Origin of the sequence: Microbulbifer agarilyticus, from assembly GCF_020171345.1 — a bacterium.
Lineage (GTDB): Bacteria > Pseudomonadota > Gammaproteobacteria > Pseudomonadales > Cellvibrionaceae > Microbulbifer > Microbulbifer agarilyticus_D.
In genome coordinates, this window is record NZ_JAIUZM010000002.1 from 698,151 (window position 1) to 715,823 (window position 17,673).

Here is a 17,673-nt window from a genome sequence, read left to right on the forward strand (position 1 = left end):
CTGTGTTGTAACAGTCCGCTCTATCGCTGTCCTTCTTGATCCGTGACGGATATCCACCCTTTCTACCTTTCTGCTGCCGGTGATCTGCACACGCTCGTGCCCGATAGTGCGTTTCAGTATGGCGTGTTGGAAACCATGCGGGCCGGCCACGGTAAGATACCGCTGTGGCCGCTCCACCGTGCGCGTTTGCAGCGCAGCGCTTCGCCGTTATCCGAGACCTTATCTGCGATCGACGAATCTTTGGCACAGGTAGTGTGGCGTACGCAAAATTGGCCGGCAGGTGCCCGGGTAAGGCTGCGTTTTGGTGTACCGCAAGGTCCCTGCACCGATAAATTCGTGTGGGATTTGTGTGTGGAGCCGATGGAACACGCCTCTCCATGGGCTAATGGCGTGCTGTTGGGATTGTGCGGCACCAGACTCACCCGTGATGCCACGCAATCGCCGTTTGCGCCTCACTTACGAAGTTTGGGTGGTGGTTCAGAGCATGCTGACCTTCGCGGCTGTAAATTACTCGTAAGAGATATCTATACGCGGGCTGCTGCCGAGTGGCCAGCGCGCTTGACCACCGGCGAACCGCTGCTCGAGCCGGTGTTGCTGGATCCAGACGGTACGGTGATTGAAGGGGTTCGTAGCAACCTGTTGTTGCGGATCGGCTCAGATTGGATAACACCCAGGCTGGATCAGTTTGGCGTGCGGGGCGTCATGTTGCGCTGGCTGGCCGGTCAGGTCGAAATCGGCGAAGATACGCTTTATCCAACAGATCTGGCGAGCGCTGATGAGCTGGCGATCTGTAACAGCGTGCGGGGCGTGATACCAGCGCGATTGCTGGCGAGCACACCAGAGGGTTTCCAGATGGATTCCCAGACACTGCGCCCGGTATGCCCAGGACGTGCAACAAGCGTGCTGCAAGCGTTAATTTCGGAAGAGTTATGGTAGCGAAGAAAGAAAACCGGAAAAAAGCTTCCTCGAATTCAAGCAAAGGAAAGACGGCCAAGGTCTCCTCGCTCGGCAAGTTCGTTCGGGGTGCACTCGTGTTACTGGTGCTCGGTGTGATAACCGGCGGCGCGTCCCTGTGGTTCATTAACAGTGCTCTCATAGCGCCGTTATCCGTTCCGGCGCAGGGGCTGCGGATGGATGTGGAGGCGGGCAGTAACCTTTCACGGGTGGTGCACGGCCTCGCGGTAGATGGCGTAGTAAAACATCCGCGCCTCGTACTGGGTTATGCCCGAATTAAAAAGCTCGGCCATATTCACCCAGGCGAATACATGATCCCAGCAGGCAGTAATGCCATGGATCTGGTTGCGCGACTCAACCGTGGCGATGTCACGCGCTATCGTGTCACCCTGGTCGAAGGGTGGACATTTCAGCAGGCGCTCAATCAGATACGCGCTTCACAAAAAATTCGTTCAACGGATGCGGGTGCCTCCGTGCAATCCGCGGCACAGGCTCTTGGCATAGACGGCAACCCGGAAGGTCAGATATTCCCAGATACGTATATCTATCGCTCTGGCACCAGTGATTTAGACCTTTTGCGTCAGGCCAGCCAACGTATGAACAAAGTGCTTGCCGAAGAGTGGGAAAAACGCGGGAATGACCTGCCATATGGTTCCCCCTATGATGCTTTGATCATGGCGTCCATTGTCGAGAAAGAGACCGGCGTACCTTGGGAACGCGATGAAATTGCCGGTGTTTTCGTCCGACGCCTGGGCAAGGGCATGCGCCTGCAAACTGATCCTACGGTTATCTATGGCATGGGCGCCAAATACGATGGAAATTTACGCCGCGCTGACTTGCGCCAGCCAACGCCGTACAACACGTACGTGATCAGCGGGATGCCGCCGACACCCATCGCACTGCCGGGGCGGGAAGCCATTCACGCGGCTCTGCACCCCAAACCCGGAAAAAGTTTGTACTTTGTGGCGAAAGGGGATGGCTCGCATTACTTCTCAGAAACACTGTCTGAGCACAACAAGGCGGTGCGCCAGTATCAGTTGAGGCGTCGTTCGGATTACCGTTCGAGCCCAGGAAAAGTACAAGAAAATTAATTAAACGGTTGCCCGTTTTGACGGCCGGAACATCAATGAGCGATCTACCAAACGGTAAATTTATTACCCTGGAAGGCGGCGAGGGCGTGGGTAAGTCCACGAATCTTCGCTTTATTACCCAGTGGCTGACGGAGCAGGGGATTCCGTTTATCCAAACACGGGAGCCTGGTGGTACCCCCCTCGCGGAACAGCTGCGGAACCTGCTGCTGGAAAAGCGCGAGGAAAGCGTGGACGCCACGGCGGAGCTACTGATGGTTTTTGCCGCCCGTGCGCAGCATTTGCAACGCGTGATATTGCCCGCACTCGCTGACGGAAAATGGGTTATTTGCGACCGTTTTACCGACGCGACCTACGCGTATCAGGGGGGCGGTCGCGAACTGGACTGGAACCTGATCGCACAACTCGAGCAAACCGTTCAGGGTGATCTGCGTCCTGATCAGGTTTTGTTGCTCGATGTCGATCCTGAAATTGGCCTGCAGCGCGCGGCCAGTACCGGTGAGGCAGATCGTTTTGAAAGTGAGCAGATCCACTTTTTTAACAAGGTCCGTGCGGCTTACCTCAAGCGTGCGGAAAGTGCCCCGGATCAATACACGGTAATTGATGCTTCGGTGCCACTTGAGCAGGTTCAGGAGAACCTGGCGCTGGCGTTGCGTCAGATTGCGAGCCCGTTATGACGTCCGTGGCAGTAGATTCCGAAGGTTTCGCGCAGTCTCAGATTCCATCGCCACTGCCATGGCAGGCGGCGCAGTGGCAGCGACTGGGCGCACAATGGGTTGCCGGACGTTGCCCGCATGCGTTGTTGATCAGTGGTCAATCCGGCCTCGGCAAGCGTCGTTTCGCGGAAGCGTTCACCGCGCTGCTGTTGTGCGACCAGCCTCGCCATGGTTTGGCCTGCGGCGAGTGCCGCGGTTGTCAGTTGCGCGCTGCGGGTTCCCATCCAGACTTTACCCGTGTGGTGCCAGAGAAAGAACAGGGGCCGTTGAAGGTTGAGCAGATTCGTGAATTGGGTGAATTTGTTGGTCGCACCAGTGGCCGAGAAGGCGCGCGTGTTGTGCTTCTTGCGCCAGCCGAGGCAATGAATGTTAACGCGGCAAATGCGCTCCTGAAAAATCTTGAGGAGCCATCCGGATCGGTCATTTTCCTGCTCATCACGGATCATCCTTCCGGACTATTACCGACAATTCGCAGCCGCTGCCAGACCATCGCTTTCCCGATTCCCCCGCAGCAATCTGCTTTGCGCTGGCTGCGCGAGAGCGGCATTGAAAACGAAGATGCCGATAACGCGCTCAATCTCGCTGGCGGTGCGCCGCTGCTGGCTATTCGCCTGATGGAACCGGAGGCCGAAGAGACTCGGCAAACGTTTTTTGCAGATCTGAGTTGCCTGACACGCGGTGATGAAAACCCGGTGGTTCTGGCAGGCAAATGGGAAAAGCCCGCTGAAGGGGCAGATCTCAACATGTTACTGCAATTCTGGCAGAGCTGGGTGGCACTGATGCTGAAGTCCCGCAGTACCGATGTTGCCGCGGATCCGAAGATTATGGGCTTGCTGCAGCGTCTGCCTGGCACGGGGCCACAGAGTATGCGGCCGGTATTTGGGTTCTATGACCACCTGCTCAAAGCCCGCGCGCTGCTATCGGGCAACAGCAACCCGAACAAGCGGTTACTTCTGGAAGAGCTGATGATTCGGTGGGCGGCGCTGTTCCGCTGATATTTCACAGGAATGTGGACAGGTCGCTGGCGGTCGAGGTAACTTACCACGACAATTCCTATACGGTCGTCGGCTCTACACAGTGGTAGGGGTTCCGGCGGCGGTCAAATAATGTACAAGAAGTGGCGTGTTGCCAGCTATCCTTTGCAAGGCAGGCAAGTTATACGCAACCGCGGTGGGGTTTAGCATGAAAGGTATGGGGGGCGGTGCCCGCAACGGCATCCTGTCACTGAAGATCCAAGACAAATCCGTGTTGTATGCGGCGTATATGCCGTTCGTGAAAAACGGTGGTCTGTTTATCAATACCGACAAGTCTTACAACTTGGGCGACGAAGTTTTCTTGCTGTTGAGCCTGATGGATGAGCCGGAGAAGCTCCCGGTTGCAGGAAAAGTGGTCTGGATTACGCCAGGTGGAGCACAAGGCAACCGTACTCCTGGTATCGGTATCCAGTTCAGCGACAAGGAAAATACCGCGCAGAACAAGATTGAAACGCTGTTGGCAGGCTCTCTGGAGTCAAGCCGTCCAACGCATACGCTGTAACGACGTCCCACCGTCTCGATACTGCCGGGCACTTTGGCCCGGCAGTTATCCTCCCGCAAACCGTCTCACCACTAGCCCCCAGCAAGACAGGCATATCGATGTCCATGCCTGTATAATCCCCACCTCATTTTCCCCTGATTCAATTTCCCTCATGCATTGACTCGAATGCGGGGCGATAGGCTGTTATTTATGCTGGTAGATTCTCATTGTCACCTCGACAGGCTCAAACTCGACAAGTTTGATGGTGACCTGGACGCGGTGCTGGACCTTGCGCGAAGCCGCGGCGTGAGCAAGTTTCTCTGTGTGGGGATTAGCCTGGATAACGCCGACCATGTAGTTTCCATCGCCAACACCTATCCGGATGTGGTCTGTTCCGTGGGCGTACACCCACTGGACGTTGATTCAGGGCTGGCGGATGTCGATAAACTGAAGAGCCTCGCGGCACGGCCCAACGTGGTGGCGCTGGGGGAAACAGGCCTGGACTATTACTACAGCACCGAAACCAGAGAAGTACAGCAGCAAAGCTTTGTGGCGCATTTGCAGGCCGCGGATCAAATCGGATTACCCGTCATTGTGCATACCCGGGATGCGCGTCAGGACACCATCGATCTGATCAAAGCGCATGGCAGCCGTGAGCATGCGGGTGTTTTGCACTGCTTCACCGAATCTTGGGAGATGGCCAAGGCCGCGTTAGACCTCAACTACTACATCTCCCTGTCTGGCATCGTCACCTTCAAAAATGCGGAGGAGCTTCGGGAAGTTGCCAAGCAAGTGCCGCTGGATCGCCTTCTCGTGGAAACCGATTCTCCGTATCTTGCACCGGTGCCACACCGTGGAAAGCCGAATATTCCCGCCTACGTGCGTGAAGTGGCTGAATTTATCGCCGATTTGCGTGGGCTGCCTTACGAAGAGCTTGCCCGCATCACTACCGAAAACTTTTACCGACTTTTCCCTCGCGCCGCATAAAGCGGGACGGGCTGATTTTAGGAAACATCTATGTCTCAACAACAACTGGAGACCATGCTGGCCCTGCAGGACGCCATCAACACGGTCGTAAATGAGAACTGGCGTGAGCAGAATTTCGCTTGGTACCGCGCGATTTGGGTCGAGAGCGCCGAATTACTGGATCACTACGGCTGGAAATGGTGGAAGAAACAGGAGCCAGAAATTGAGCAGGTTAAGCTGGAACTCGTGGATATCTGGCATTTTGGCCTGAGCTTGGAGCTGCAGCAGGGTGCCCCCGAGGTTGTTGCTCAAGAAATGCAACAGCAGCTCGACGCTATTGATGTCAGCGCTGGCGACTTCAGAGAAAACCTGGAGTCATTCACCTTGAATACGCTTGCGACCAAACAGTTTGATCTGCCTGGGTTTGCTCAATTATTGGCCGATTGCGCCATGGATCTCGACGAGCTTTATCGTCGTTATGTTGGCAAAAATGTGTTGAATCGCTTCCGCCAGGATCACGGTTATCAAGACGGTAGCTACCAGAAGCAATGGCAGGGTAGGGAGGACAACGAGCATCTGGCGGAGATCGTTCAATCTTTAGACACTGCAGCAGAAAATTTCAGCGTGCAGTTGTATGAAGCCTTAAAAGTTCGTTATCCGGGCACGAAAAAGGATTTGGCGTGATTAATTTGGTCTCTTTTGTATAGAGATATAGACCAAAGGATAATGAAATTAATTGGCAAGGCCCTATAATGCGGGCGCCTGAAAACAACGGAGATACATCGTGAAAGCACCTGTTCGTGTTGCAGTTACCGGCGCCGCCGGTCAGATCAGCTACTCCCTACTGTTCCGCATCGCTTCTGGCGAGATGCTGGGTAAGGATCAACCAGTTATTCTTCAGCTGCTGGAAATTACTCCTGCTCTGGAAGCGCTGAAAGGCGTAGCGATGGAACTGGAAGACTGTGCCTTCCCACTGCTGGCAGGAATTGTTCAGTCCGACGATGCGACCGTTGCCTTTAAAGACGCCGATTACGCACTGCTGGTTGGCGCCCGTCCGCGTGGCCCAGGTATGGAGCGTAAGGACCTGCTGGAAGCCAACGCCGCAATCTTCTCTGCGCAGGGCAAAGCTCTGAACGACGTAGCTTCCCGCGACGTGAAAGTACTGGTTGTTGGCAACCCGGCCAACACCAACGCACTGATCGCTCAGCGCAATGCGCCTGACTTGGACCCGCGTAACTTCACCGCCATGACCCGTCTGGACCACAACCGCGCCCTGACTCAGCTGGCGAACAAGACCGATTCCACCGTCAACGACATTACCCACATGACCATCTGGGGTAACCACTCTGCGACCCAGTACCCTGACCTGCACCAGGCCAAGGTAAATGGCGAAGACGCCATGGGCAAAGTAGAGCAGGAATGGTACGAGACTGACTTCATCCCGACTGTACAGCAGCGCGGTGCCGCCATCATTAAAGCACGTGGTGCTTCCTCTGCAGCATCTGCAGCTAACGCTGCGATCGACCACATGCGCGATTGGGCCCTGGGTTCTGCTGAAGGCGACTGGACCAGCATGGGTGTGTACAGCGATGGCTCTTACGGCATCGCTAAAGGCCTGATCTACTCCTTCCCGGTTGTTTGCAAAAACGGCGACTGGGAAATTGTTCAGGGCGTAGACATCAATGATTTCTCTCGTGAGAAGATGACCGCGACTGAGCAGGAGCTGACTGAAGAGCGTGACGCTGTAGCGCACCTGCTGCCGTAAGCTTTTACGCAAGCAAGTAACAGCCATAAAAAAACCCGCACCTTGGTGCGGGTTTTTTTGTTTCTGCCTGCAGTAATCGCTGGCAGCGCAAAGTCAGAACTTCGCGTTGCGTGGTGTGCGCGGGAATGGGATTACGTCGCGAATATTGCCCATGCCGGTAACGTAGGACACGATGCGGTCGAAGCCCAGTCCAAAGCCACCGTGCGGAACAGTACCGTAGCGACGCAGGTCGCGGTACCAATCCAGGTGCTCCTTGGGGATATCCATTTCGTCCATACGCGCATCCAGGCGATCGAGACGCTCTTCACGCTGAGAGCCGCCGATAATTTCACCGATGCCGGGTGCCAGCACATCCATGGCGGCCACGGTTTTCCCATCGTCGTTCATACGCATATAGAAGGCCTTGATGTCCTTCGGGTAGTTCAGAACGATAACGGGCTTTTTGAAATGCTTCTCTGCCAGGTAACGCTCGTGTTCCGAGGCCAGATCGATGCCCCAGGAAACCGGGAATTCAAACTTCTCTTTGCAGTTTTCCAGGATCTCAATGGCATCGCCGTAATTGATGCGAGCGAAGTCGTTATCGACGATGTTTTCCAGGCGCGAGATGGCTTCTTTATCAATGCGCTGGGCGAAGAATGCCATGTCGTCGGCACGTTCGGTCAGAACCGCACGGAAGATGTACTTGAGCATTTCTTCGGCCAGGTTTGCGCAGTCGGCCAGGTCCGCGAAGGCAATCTCTGGCTCCACCATCCAGAACTCGGCCAGGTGGCGGGTAGTGTTGGAGTTTTCCGCGCGGAACGTCGGGCCAAAGGTGTAGACCTTGGAGAGCGCGAGGCAGTAGCTCTCTACATTGAGCTGGCCAGATACCGTGAGGAAGGTTTCTTCACCGAAGAAATCCTCGGCGTAGTCAACGTCACCCTTATCGGTCAGGGGCAGGTTGGTCTGGTCCAGTGTGCTCACGCGGAACATTTCGCCGGCACCTTCACAGTCGGAGGCGGTAATGATCGGGGTGTGGATGTAGTTAAAACCGCGTTCGTGGAAGAATCGGTGCACGGCCTGCGCAATACAGTTGCGCACGCGCGCCACCGCACCACTGACGTTGGTGCGCGGGCGCAAGTGGGCGTGTTCACGCAAATGCTCCATGCTGTGACGCTTGGGAGACATCGGATAGGTGTCCGGGTCTTCAACCCAACCAACCACAGTCACACTGCTGGCCAGGAGTTCAATTGACTGACCCTTGCCCTCGGAGGCCTTGATCGTGCCTTCAATGTCTACCGCGCAGCCAGTGGTCAGGCGCAGAATTTCAGACTGGTAATTGTTGATGTCGGCTTCAACCACCACCTGAATCGGGTCGAAGCAACTGCCGTCGTGCACGGCGAGAAAGGACAGGCCCGCTTTGGAATCACGACGGGTACGGATCCAGCCCTGGATGCGGGCGGTTTCACCTTCCCGCTGAGTGGACTTTAATAGTTTTTCGATGGACTCAACTTGCATGATGGTGCTCTTGTTGTCGTTCGCGCCTGCCCGTTTACGTATCGGCCATGGGTTTGCCGGAAACGAGCGAGACGGTTATTGCACGCGGCTTTTGGACGCGTATTCCCGCCGCATCTTGCCCCCTGTGTGCGGGAAAATCTACCCCTGATACGGCCGGAAGGGCCAGAAGGCAGAGCACGGAAGAAGAGGGGGGCAAAATGGGCCATTGGAATACGGGCCACCGGTGCCGCAACAGTATAGAAGGCCGCGCTGGCAGAAGCTGACTCTTGGTTCAGTTTTACCCTGTCCTACACTGAAATAATCACAGTGATGGATGATGTACTCATGGTCAAAGAAGTCGGCGGCGCACGCGGGCGTCGGGCCTGTATCCTTCTCGCGCCCAATCAATCCCTGTCTTTTGCCGGCAACCTTTGGGTGTTCATTTCCCTGGTGGCCGTTTCCCTCGGTATCAGCATCGCATTCGCGCTTGCGGGGGCGTGGATGGTCATCCCTTTTGCTGGCCTGGAGATGTTGTTGCTGGGAGCACTGTTTGGCTACGTCTATATGGAAGGAACGCGCCGGGAAGTGATCCGCATAACCGATGAGCGCGTAGTCCTCGATACCAGCCGCGGCAGTCTGAAGCGACCGGTGTATCACACTGAGTTTGATCGCGACAGCTTGGCGATACTGGTGCGCATGGGAGCCACACCTGCCGAACCTACGGCGGTGACGTTCAGCGGTCCGGAAGGCTGCCTGGAAGTAGGGGAGTTCCTTACCGACGCGGAAAAAGCTGCGCTCGTGGAAAAGCTCGGCACTTGCGGTTTACGTGCACGCAAAGAGCCGTGTTTCCGCTTGCAAGATTTTTGATCCAAAAGGGATTTAAGTAATCAGACCGTATTCAACAAATATTTCCTGGAAGATCGCGCCCATCGATAAACTCGATATAATATTGGGCTCGATGTATACGCGCTTGCATTGTAGGTAAGGTTCCAATGTTGCGCTTGCTATTACTTGTATTTCAATAAGGGGAGGCACCATGGCACATCCTAAAATCGGCAATCTCGCACCTGTTTTTACCCTGAAGAACCAAAACGGCGAGAAGGTTGCTTTGAAAGATTTCCGGGATAGCAAAAATGTGGTGCTGTATTTCTATCCCAAGGCATTAACGCCGGGCTGTACAACGCAGGCGTGTGGTATCCGCGATAGCGCCAAGGAGTTTGCCAAGCGTGACACCGTTGTCTTCGGCCTTAGCCCAGATCCTGAAGCAAAGCTGCAGAGGTTTATTGATAAGTATGAATTGAATTTTGACCTGCTTGCCGATGAGGACCACAAGGTCGCCGACAAGTACGGTTGTTGGGGCCTCAAGAAGTTTATGGGTAAAGAATATATGGGCCTGATTCGCACCACCTTTATCATCGATAAGGCGGGTCGCCTGCAGCACATCATCGGCAAAGTTAAGACCAAGACGCATCATGATGATGCTCTGAACTGGATTGACGAGAATCTGGGTTAATCGGGGACACTAGGCGGTCTTGAGGCACGGTGACCCTGGGTTTAGCCCCAATGGGCCATGTCGCCGCCATAAACGAAGGGCGGCATCGGGCGCTGTGTACTCTTTTTTGTACATTGCGAAAAAAAAATTGTCTGTCGCCCCTTGCATTATCCCTAGATGGTCTATACTGGCTTGTGTAAAGGAGCGCCGCTCAAACGATTTGCCCAGAGCGATTGAGTGTGGTGCGAGGAAGCAGTACAAAAAATGTTCACTCTGGGCAGGCTTCGTTGCTTGTTTTTCAGGTGCGCCCAGCACCCAAGGTTGTAGTCAGAGATTGCTCGATTTGTAAACGTTAATCAGATCAGCAATATCACTGGCGGTGGTAAAAAGGGTCTCGCAGGAAGCGGGCGTAGAACAATAACCGCGGCTCAAGGAATCCATAAAGGAGCAGCTCAATGAATCACATTCAGCCAGATCAGGCTTCTTTGTCAGAAGACAAACCATTGCAACAGGCGCGTCTGTCCGGTGATCCGAACATTCTCGACCAGTTGCTGGCACCACCGGAAGCGACCAGCTTCGGTATTGCCGCCCGTGTAATCGACGTGCTGGAACAACGGATTGGTAAGGCATCTCTGGCGATTCGCCCGGTGGCCTCTGATCTCAGCATGTCCACCCGCACCCTGCAGCGCCGTTTGCAGGAACATAACCTCAGTTTTGCGTCCCTGCGGGATCACGTTCGCTTCCGTCACGCGGTGCACTTTTTGAAAGACACCGCATTGAGTGTTGACGGTATCTCCCGAATCCTCGATTTCTCTGACAGAACCAGCTTTACCAGTGCATTTAAGCGCTGGACCGGAATGTCACCGACAGGATACCGCCGACAAGTTCGTCAGCGCTATTAATCGCCGCGTACAGATCCCTCGCATCACCTGATCCAGGGCCCGCAATTGCGGTGCTCTGGATTGCCTCATTTTGTCAAAGCCGTTAGAGTTGTGCCCCAGAATTTGACTGACTCTATCGAGGTTTAGACCATGGATTTCTTTATTCCTGCTGCAATGGCGCAAGAGGCTGCACCGGCTCCTCAGGGTAACCCGCTGATTACCCTGCTGATGTTCGGCGGCTTGTTTGTATTCATGTGGCTGTTCATTATTCGTCCGCAGCGCAAGCGTCAAAAAGAGCACCAGGAGCTTGTTGGCGCGCTGAAAAAGGGTGACGAAGTGGTAATGACCAGCGGTATGCTGGGTCGTGTCGAAAAAGTAGACGACGATTACCTGATTCTGGAAGTGGCCGATAACATGAAGCTGAAGTTCCAGAAGGTTGCCGTACACGCGGTATTGCCAAAAGGCACCATTAAAAACATCTGAAGACACATGCTTTGCCTTAGCCGTTTGCTAAGTGCAGTTATAAAAGCAGAGTGGCTTCACGAAAAAACCCGGCGATCGCCGGGTTTTTTTGTAAGTAATCCGCCAGGCCACGAGTGAAAGGGGAGTTGACCGTGACGATTGTTTACCCGTTGAGAGTGCCGCTTGCGAACCTGCCGACGCCATTACAGCCGCTTGATCGTATAACCGAGAAATTCTCCAAGCCGTTTGGTGGGCCGCGTATTTGGGTTAAGCGTGATGACCTTACGGAGAGTGCCATGTCTGGCAACAAGCTGCGCAAGCTCGAATTTATTGTCGCCGAGGCCAAGAGAATTGGAGCGGATACACTTATTACCTGTGGTGGTGAGCAATCGAATCACTGCCGAGCCACTGCACTTGCCGCCGCAAAGTGCGGTCTCCGTGCCCACCTGCTGTTGCGACAAAGCCGCCCGAAGGGCACGCTCAGTGATGCACCGGACGGCAATCTCTTGGTGGATTACCTCGCCGGTGCCCAGGTGAGCTTGTATCCATTGCAGGAATACCTCACTCGGCTGCCTGACCTTTTCCAGGAATGGGAGCGTCATTATGTGGCGCAAGGCAGCAAAGCACTTTCCATTCCCACAGGCGGTAGTGATGGGCTCGGTGTGTGGGGTTATATCGCGGGCGTTGAAGAGCTTATTCAGGATTGTCGGCGCGAAGGTTTCGCCCCCGAGCACCTGGTGTGCGCAAGTGGTAGCGGGGGGACGCAAGCAGGTATGACGTTGGGCTGCCAATTACTTGGAGAGAGCGCCCTGGTTACCGGATACGCGGTATGTGATGACGAGGAATATTTTGTAACCAAAGTTGCCGAAGACGTATCCGACTGGAGCCGCCGCTACCCGGATAAGGTTCCGCAAGGCTTTGTATTTAATCGGGATCAGGTGAGCGTCGTTGATGACTACATCGGGCCTGGTTACGCAATAGCCACCGATGAAATCTATCAGGCGATTGCGATGTTGGCGCAGCAGGAGGGGCTACTGTTGGACCCTGTGTACACCGGCAAGGCGTTTTACGGCATGCTGCAAGATATCGAAAAGGGGCGCTATAAAAACAGCGAAAACCTGGTATTTGTACATACTGGCGGGCAGTTTGGCGTGTTTCCGCAACGCGATGGATTTAAGCGCAGTTGGGACGATTAACAAGCAGTTTGGTGTCAATTTGTTCGGCTAGATGTAGCGGTTGCGTTAATGCTCTTGCGAACATTGGGTGAACGCGGCGACAGGATTCGCTGTTTTAGCGAGAAATTTGGTGGTTAATCGATTTTTTGGCAGAAAACAGGACTTTGATGCTGATAATTGGCGGATTACTGTTCACTTTGTAAGGAAGCTGCTACTCTGGCGCCCAACGTCAGGGGCTGGTTTATAAAAATATTTTCTGATTTTGTGTGGTGCGCGACTCTGTCTCTGGAAGTTCCGCGCGCGCGTCCAGCCAATGTATGGCACTGATGGTATTTCATTCAAAACGATAAAGTTGTGGGGGTTGATTTGGAATCATTCAATCAATTTTTGTTGACCCTGGATGGGCTGCTGGGTTCAGCGGTCTGGTTTCCGTGGGTGCTGCTAGGGGTCGGCTTCTTTTTTACCCTTTATTTGGGCTTTCCCCAGATCCGCTATTTTGGCCACGCAATCAAGATTGTCCGTGGTAAGTACGATAAGCCGGGCGACCCCGGTGATACCTCACACTTTCAGGCTCTCTCTACCGCGCTTTCCGGCACCGTGGGTACCGGTAACATCGGCGGTGTTGGTCTGGCGATTTTCCTCGGTGGCCCCGCGGCACTGTTCTGGATGTGGGTTACCGCTTTCCTCGGTATGACCACAAAATTTGTGGAAGTTACCCTTTCTCATAAATACCGTATTAAAGCGGCGGATGGCTTCTACGCAGGTGGCCCCATGTTTTACATGGAGCGCCGTCTCAATATGAAATGGTTGGCGGTGATTTTTGCGATCGCTACCGTAATCAGCTCCTTCGGTACCGGAAGCCTGCCTCAGGTAAACAACATTGCCCAGGCAATGCATGACACCTTCGGCCTGAGCAAAATGGTTACCGGTGGTGTGTTGGCGATTTTGCTGGGCATGGTGATTATTGGTGGTATTACCCGTATCGCCAAGGTTACCTCGACCATTGTTCCGGTAATGGCAACCCTGTACATCATTGGCGCACTCGCGGTGATTCTGTACAACTATCAGAACATTATCCCCTCATTCAGCGCCGTATTTGCCGGTGCCTTTAACGGCAGCGCAGCAGTCGGTGGCTTCCTGGGAGCGAGCTTCGCTTACGCGTTTAACCGTGGTGTAAACCGCGGCCTGTTCTCGAACGAGGCCGGTCAGGGTTCCGCGCCGATCGCCCACGCCGCGGCTCGGGCGGACGAGCCGGTTTCCGAGGGCATGGTATCCCTGTTGGAGCCGTTCATTGATACCCTGATCATTTGTACGCTGACTGGCCTGGTGATTCTGTCTTCCGGTGTGTGGACCGAGAAGCACATGAACCAGTTCGAGCGCGCGGATATGATGGTTGTTGCCGGTACCTACTCGGACAAGGACGAGGCCGACGTTAAGCAACTGTTTGGCTTCCTGAGCAACCAGAGTAGTGAAGTCATCGCGTACACCGGTGCTATTGTTGTGGCCGATGGTCGTCCGCTGAACGAAAATGAATTTACGATACTGAACTCCCGTTCCGTTGCGGAAGATGTTGAGTTCCGCGTGGCCGGCGATAACTTCTCCGGGGTTCTGAATGTGAATGACGGGCGTCTCGTGAACCCGAATGTAGATGTCTGGGGTAACTCGCTGTTGCACTCGGTGGCACTGACCAACCGCGCGTTCCAGAAAGGTTTCTTCGGCGAATACGGTAGTTACATTGTTACGCTGGGGATTTTGCTGTTTGCATTCTCCACCGCCATCGCTTGGTCCTATTACGGTGACCGCTCGATGATTTACCTGTTCGGGCCGAAAGCAGTGATGCCTTATCGGTTGGTATACGTTGTCGCCTTCTTCTGGGCGGCCATTGAAGATACAACGGTTATCTGGAACCTGTCAGCGGTGGCTATTGTATTAATGACACTGCCCAACCTGTTCGGTATTTCGATCCTGGCGCGGGAGATGAAAGATACCGTGAAGGACTATTGGAAAGACCCGAGCCATAAATAGGCTGAGGTGAATTTCTGATACAAAAAAGCCCGGCAGATGCCGGGCTTTTTTATTTGCGCATAACTACGTAATCAAACATTCAGTAGCAGAAACTCGCGCTCCCACGAGCTGATTACGCGGTTGAATTCCTCGTACTCATCCCGCTTGATTGCCGCCCATGCGCGCACGAAGGTATCGCCGAACATTTCTACCGCCTCAGGACATTCGGCCATCAAGCTCAGTGCATGCTCCTGCGTGCGGGGCAGGGAGATGGGCTCAACCGAGCAATCGCCTTTATAAGGCTCGCTTGGGGAAACCTTGTTCATCATGCCCAGGTAGCCACAGGCGAGTGATGTGGCAATCGCCAGGTACGGGTTACAGTCGGCACCGGGGAATCGATTCTCCAGACGCTTAGCCTGCGGAGAGCTATCCGGTACGCGCAAACCTGTGGTGCGGTTGTCGTAGCCCCAATGCAGACTGATCGGCGCCGCGTTTTCCTTGGTGAAGCGACGGTATGAGTTTACGTTGGGCGCAAAGAATGTCATGAATCCCGGGGTATACTTCTGCATACCGCCGATGAAGTGCATGAAGCGTTCGTTTTCCGCACCGTCGTCGTCCACAAAAATGTTTTTGCCGGTATTAACGTCCACAATGCTTTGGTGCAAATGCAATGCACTGCCCGGTTCGTCGGCCATGGGCTTTGCCATGAACGTGGCATAGATACCATGGCGTAGGGCGGTTTCACGTACCGTACGCTTGAAGGTAAATACCTGGTCGGCCAGCTTTAATGGGTCGCCATGCAGAAAGTTGATTTCCATCTGCGCGGTGCCCGATTCGTGAATCAGCGTGTCCACGTCCAGGCCCTGGGCCTCCGAGAAGTCATACATGTCCTCGATAATGGACTCGTACTCGTTTGCCGCATCAATACTGTAGGATTGGCGGGTTTTCTCGGTGCGTCCAGAGCGGCCGACCGGTGCCGAGAGCTTCTCGTCCGGGTCGAGGTTTTTCTTTACCAGATAGAATTCAACTTCCGGTGCAACCACAGGCTTCCAACCCTGCTCTGCGTATTTATCCAGAACAAATTTCAGAATATTACGTGTGCTAATCGGGTGGGGCTTGCCGTCACGGGTGTAGCAGTCGTGGATGATCTGCGCGGTTGGCTCGTTCGCCCAGGGGTTGAGGCGGATAGAGTCCGGGTCGGGGACCAGAAGCATATCGGTATCCGCCGGGTCTACCAGTTCGTTGTGCTCGTCAACGTAGTCCCCGGTCACGGTCTGAACGAGGATGCTCTCTGGCAGACGGCTGTCTTCAGTAAGGAACTTGTCGGTGGGGGTAAATTTACCCCGTGCATTTCCAGACATGTCCGGTACCAGGCACTCGACTTCGGAGATGGAATGTTCCGCGAGCCACTGGGTTATCTTGTCCATGTTACACCTTGAGATTGGAAGGCTTGTTTATAGGTATCTTGCCAAATTCGCCAAAACATTAGCGTAGATTCTTATGGTGAGCGAAGGTTTGGCAGCCGGCGGACAACAATTTTTCTCGCCAGGGCTTTGATTATGACAAAAAACCGAATTATCATTCAACAAATACTGAATAATGATTCGGTTTTGTTTTGCAGGGGTGCCGCTGGCGCAACCGCCAAGTGGTTAGTAATGGGGCTATGTCCTTAACAATGCCTGGGTGCGAGACAGAACCGGTTGCATCTAATTGACTTTGGAGATCCTTCATGACCGCTAGCGGAAGCGTTTCAAAGCTACTCGGCCATACCGATTCCTATTACGCGGCAAGTGCCAACCCTGCACCAGGTTATCCTCGCTTGCAGGGCGACATCGAGGCCGATGTGTGCATTATTGGTGCAGGCTATACCGGCCTTTCCTCTGCGTTGCACCTTGCTGAGCGCGGCTACAAAGTCGTGGTGCTCGAGGCCGAACGTATTGGCTGGGGGGCCTCGGGCCGCAACGGAGGCCACGTGGGAGTAGGGCAGCGCAAGGGGCAGGAAGACCTGGAAAAGATGCTCGGTTTCGACACCGCCAAGGTCCTCTGGGACATGGGCGTTGAGGCCGTGCAACTCGTCGAGTCACTGGTCACCAAGCACGACATCGAATGTGACCTAAAACGGGGCATCATGCACCTGGCGGCCAAAGAGAGCCACGATGACGAGCTGAAATCCGAAGTTGATCTGCTGAACGAACGCTACGGCTATGACCAGATCCGCTATGCCGATCGCCACGAGGTCGGCGAGCTGGTTGGATCTGAGCGGTTTTACGGTGGCCAGGTAGATAGTGGGTCGCTGCATCTACACCCCCTGAATTTCGCCCTCGGTCTCGCGGATGCCGCGGCCGCGGCGGGTGTGCAATTTTATGAGCACAGCCGTGTCACCAGTTATCACGGCGGCAGCCCCTGCGTAGTCAGCACCTCCGGTGGACGGGTATATGCCAAGAATGTGGTCCTGGCCTGCAACGGTTACCTTGGAGGTCTAGAGCCTCGCATGGCCGGGCGCATCATGCCCATCAACAACTTTGTGCTTGCCACCGAGCCACTGAGCGATGGGTTGGCACAGGAATTGATAGCGAACGACTACGCGCTGCAGGACACCCTGTTTGTGATCAATTATTGGAAGCTGTCCGGTGATAATCGGTTGGTGTTTGGCGGTGGAGAAAACTATACGTCGCGCTTCCCTCAGGACATCAGGGCGTTCGTGCGTAAGTACATGCTGGAAATCTACCCGCAGCTTGCGGATACCCGTATCGATTACGGGTGGGGCGGTACCCTTGCCATCACCATGAACCGAATGCCGAGCATCGGCCGCCTGGAGCCAAATGTGTACTACAGCCAGGGCTATTCCGGTCACGGTGTTCCCACGGCGACCTTCGCCGGCAAAATTCTTTCGGAAGTTATTGCCGGAACGGAGGAGAGATTTGATATATTGTCGCGCATTCCGACGCCAAGGTTCCCGGGTGGTACCTTGCTGCGTTGGCCTGGGCTGGTCGCAGGCATGCTGTACTACAGCATGATGGACAAGCTGGGCCGGTAGACTTACTCGATTTCTTTGCTTTGTGGCGATGCGGCACAGCGAAAATCCTGTGTCGTTATTGCCATGCTTCGGCAGGGTGCGGGTACAAATAAAAGTTGAAGAATTGTTCGGTTTATGAAATAACAGACCGATCAGTTTACAAGCA

General features: G+C 54.5%; 17 protein-coding genes. 15 read left to right on the forward strand and 2 right to left on the reverse strand.

Annotated elements, in window-relative coordinates:
• The first annotated feature begins 42 nt into the window (after positions 1–42).
• The 8 genes from LCM31_RS10080 (at position 43) to LCM31_RS10115 (ending at position 7,004) form a co-directional block, all read left to right on the forward strand.
• Positions 43–936: an aminotransferase class IV gene (locus LCM31_RS10080; protein ID WP_224869693.1), complete on the forward strand. Its 894-nt coding sequence runs from the start codon at positions 43–45 to the stop codon at positions 934–936.
• Positions 930–2,045 (forward strand): endolytic transglycosylase MltG, encoded by a 1,116-nt coding sequence (gene mltG / locus LCM31_RS10085; protein WP_224869695.1) that lies wholly within the window; start codon positions 930–932, stop codon positions 2,043–2,045. Before LCM31_RS10080 ends, mltG begins: the two co-directional genes overlap by 7 nt.
• A 35-nt stretch (positions 2,046–2,080) precedes the next feature.
• The gene (tmk, locus tag LCM31_RS10090; RefSeq protein WP_224869696.1) at positions 2,081–2,719 is read left to right on the forward strand and encodes a dTMP kinase; all 639 of its coding nucleotides are present in this window, start codon (positions 2,081–2,083) and stop codon (positions 2,717–2,719) included.
• Entirely contained in the window at positions 2,716–3,753 is a 1,038-nt protein-coding gene (locus tag LCM31_RS10095) for a DNA polymerase III subunit delta' (RefSeq protein ID WP_224869699.1), read from the forward strand. Before tmk ends, LCM31_RS10095 begins: the two co-directional genes overlap by 4 nt.
• A gap of 187 nt (positions 3,754–3,940) precedes the next feature.
• Positions 3,941–4,294, forward strand: a complete 354-nt coding sequence (locus tag LCM31_RS10100) for a PilZ domain-containing protein (protein ID WP_224869701.1) — start codon at positions 3,941–3,943, stop codon at positions 4,292–4,294.
• A gap of 189 nt (positions 4,295–4,483) precedes the next feature.
• Positions 4,484–5,260 (forward strand): TatD family hydrolase, encoded by a 777-nt coding sequence (locus LCM31_RS10105; protein WP_224869703.1) that lies wholly within the window; start codon positions 4,484–4,486, stop codon positions 5,258–5,260.
• 30 nt (positions 5,261–5,290) lie between these two features.
• Positions 5,291–5,923, forward strand: coding sequence for a dUTP diphosphatase (locus LCM31_RS10110; RefSeq protein ID WP_224869705.1), 633 nt, complete (start codon positions 5,291–5,293; stop codon positions 5,921–5,923).
• A 100-nt stretch (positions 5,924–6,023) separates the two neighbouring features.
• Positions 6,024–7,004, forward strand: coding sequence for a malate dehydrogenase (locus LCM31_RS10115; RefSeq protein WP_224869707.1), 981 nt, complete (start codon positions 6,024–6,026; stop codon positions 7,002–7,004).
• Between the two features lie 93 nt (positions 7,005–7,097).
• On the opposite strand, the gene asnS is transcribed toward LCM31_RS10115, so the two are convergent.
• A complete protein-coding gene (asnS, locus tag LCM31_RS10120) occupies positions 7,098–8,498 on the reverse strand; it encodes an asparagine--tRNA ligase (protein WP_224869709.1) in 1,401 nt (466 codons plus the stop codon).
• Positions 8,499–8,807: 309 nt separating this feature from the next.
• Between asnS and LCM31_RS10125 the strand changes: the two genes are divergently transcribed.
• The 6 genes from LCM31_RS10125 (at position 8,808) to LCM31_RS10150 (ending at position 14,512) form a co-directional block, all read left to right on the forward strand.
• On the forward strand, positions 8,808–9,344 hold the full coding sequence (locus LCM31_RS10125) for a DUF2244 domain-containing protein (RefSeq protein WP_224869711.1): 537 nt from the start codon (positions 8,808–8,810) through the stop codon (positions 9,342–9,344).
• A 169-nt stretch (positions 9,345–9,513) separates the two neighbouring features.
• Positions 9,514–9,990 carry a thioredoxin-dependent thiol peroxidase gene (gene bcp / locus LCM31_RS10130; RefSeq protein WP_224869713.1) on the forward strand — a complete coding sequence of 159 codons (477 nt, stop codon included), beginning with the start codon at positions 9,514–9,516 and terminating at the stop codon, positions 9,988–9,990.
• Positions 9,991–10,424: 434 nt separating this feature from the next.
• Positions 10,425–10,871 carry a helix-turn-helix domain-containing protein gene (locus LCM31_RS10135; protein ID WP_010130737.1) on the forward strand — a complete coding sequence of 149 codons (447 nt, stop codon included), beginning with the start codon at positions 10,425–10,427 and terminating at the stop codon, positions 10,869–10,871.
• A 129-nt stretch (positions 10,872–11,000) separates the two neighbouring features.
• A complete protein-coding gene (gene yajC, locus LCM31_RS10140) occupies positions 11,001–11,333 on the forward strand; it encodes a preprotein translocase subunit YajC (RefSeq protein ID WP_010130736.1) in 333 nt (110 codons plus the stop codon).
• Positions 11,334–11,458: 125 nt separating this feature from the next.
• Positions 11,459–12,508, forward strand: a complete 1,050-nt coding sequence (locus LCM31_RS10145) for a D-cysteine desulfhydrase family protein (protein WP_263601028.1) — start codon at positions 11,459–11,461, stop codon at positions 12,506–12,508.
• A gap of 345 nt (positions 12,509–12,853) precedes the next feature.
• The gene (locus LCM31_RS10150; RefSeq protein WP_224869717.1) at positions 12,854–14,512 is read left to right on the forward strand and encodes an alanine/glycine:cation symporter family protein; all 1,659 of its coding nucleotides are present in this window, start codon (positions 12,854–12,856) and stop codon (positions 14,510–14,512) included.
• A 71-nt stretch (positions 14,513–14,583) separates the two neighbouring features.
• Here LCM31_RS10150 and LCM31_RS10155 read toward each other — a convergent pair whose 3' ends face one another.
• Positions 14,584–15,918, reverse strand: a complete 1,335-nt coding sequence (locus LCM31_RS10155; protein WP_224869718.1) for a glutamine synthetase family protein — start codon at positions 15,916–15,918, stop codon at positions 14,584–14,586.
• A 302-nt stretch (positions 15,919–16,220) separates the two neighbouring features.
• Between LCM31_RS10155 and LCM31_RS10160 the strand changes: the two genes are divergently transcribed.
• Complete coding sequence (locus LCM31_RS10160; RefSeq protein ID WP_224869720.1) at positions 16,221–17,528, forward strand: NAD(P)/FAD-dependent oxidoreductase; 1,308 nt, start codon at positions 16,221–16,223, stop codon at positions 17,526–17,528.
• Positions 17,529–17,673 lie beyond the last annotated feature (145 nt).

What these genes read in the sequence shown, in the direction of transcription:
- mltG (WP_224869695.1), top strand. Translation starts at nt 930, where the DNA reads ATGGTAGCGAAGAAAGAAAACCGGAAAAAAGCTTCCTCGAATTCAAGC.
- tmk (WP_224869696.1), top strand. Translation starts at nt 2,081, where the DNA reads ATGAGCGATCTACCAAACGGTAAATTTATTACCCTGGAAGGCGGCGAG.
- LCM31_RS10095 (WP_224869699.1), top strand. Translation starts at nt 2,716, where the DNA reads ATGACGTCCGTGGCAGTAGATTCCGAAGGTTTCGCGCAGTCTCAGATT.
- LCM31_RS10100 (WP_224869701.1), top strand. Translation starts at nt 3,941, where the DNA reads ATGAAAGGTATGGGGGGCGGTGCCCGCAACGGCATCCTGTCACTGAAG.
- LCM31_RS10105 (WP_224869703.1), top strand. Translation starts at nt 4,484, where the DNA reads ATGCTGGTAGATTCTCATTGTCACCTCGACAGGCTCAAACTCGACAAG.
- LCM31_RS10110 (WP_224869705.1), top strand. Translation starts at nt 5,291, where the DNA reads ATGTCTCAACAACAACTGGAGACCATGCTGGCCCTGCAGGACGCCATC.
- asnS (WP_224869709.1), bottom strand. Translation starts at nt 8,498, where the DNA reads ATGCAAGTTGAGTCCATCGAAAAACTATTAAAGTCCACTCAGCGGGAA.
- LCM31_RS10125 (WP_224869711.1), top strand. Translation starts at nt 8,808, where the DNA reads ATGGATGATGTACTCATGGTCAAAGAAGTCGGCGGCGCACGCGGGCGT.
- bcp (WP_224869713.1), top strand. Translation starts at nt 9,514, where the DNA reads ATGGCACATCCTAAAATCGGCAATCTCGCACCTGTTTTTACCCTGAAG.
- LCM31_RS10135 (WP_010130737.1), top strand. Translation starts at nt 10,425, where the DNA reads ATGAATCACATTCAGCCAGATCAGGCTTCTTTGTCAGAAGACAAACCA.
- yajC (WP_010130736.1), top strand. Translation starts at nt 11,001, where the DNA reads ATGGATTTCTTTATTCCTGCTGCAATGGCGCAAGAGGCTGCACCGGCT.
- LCM31_RS10155 (WP_224869718.1), bottom strand. Translation starts at nt 15,918, where the DNA reads ATGGACAAGATAACCCAGTGGCTCGCGGAACATTCCATCTCCGAAGTC.
- LCM31_RS10160 (WP_224869720.1), top strand. Translation starts at nt 16,221, where the DNA reads ATGACCGCTAGCGGAAGCGTTTCAAAGCTACTCGGCCATACCGATTCC.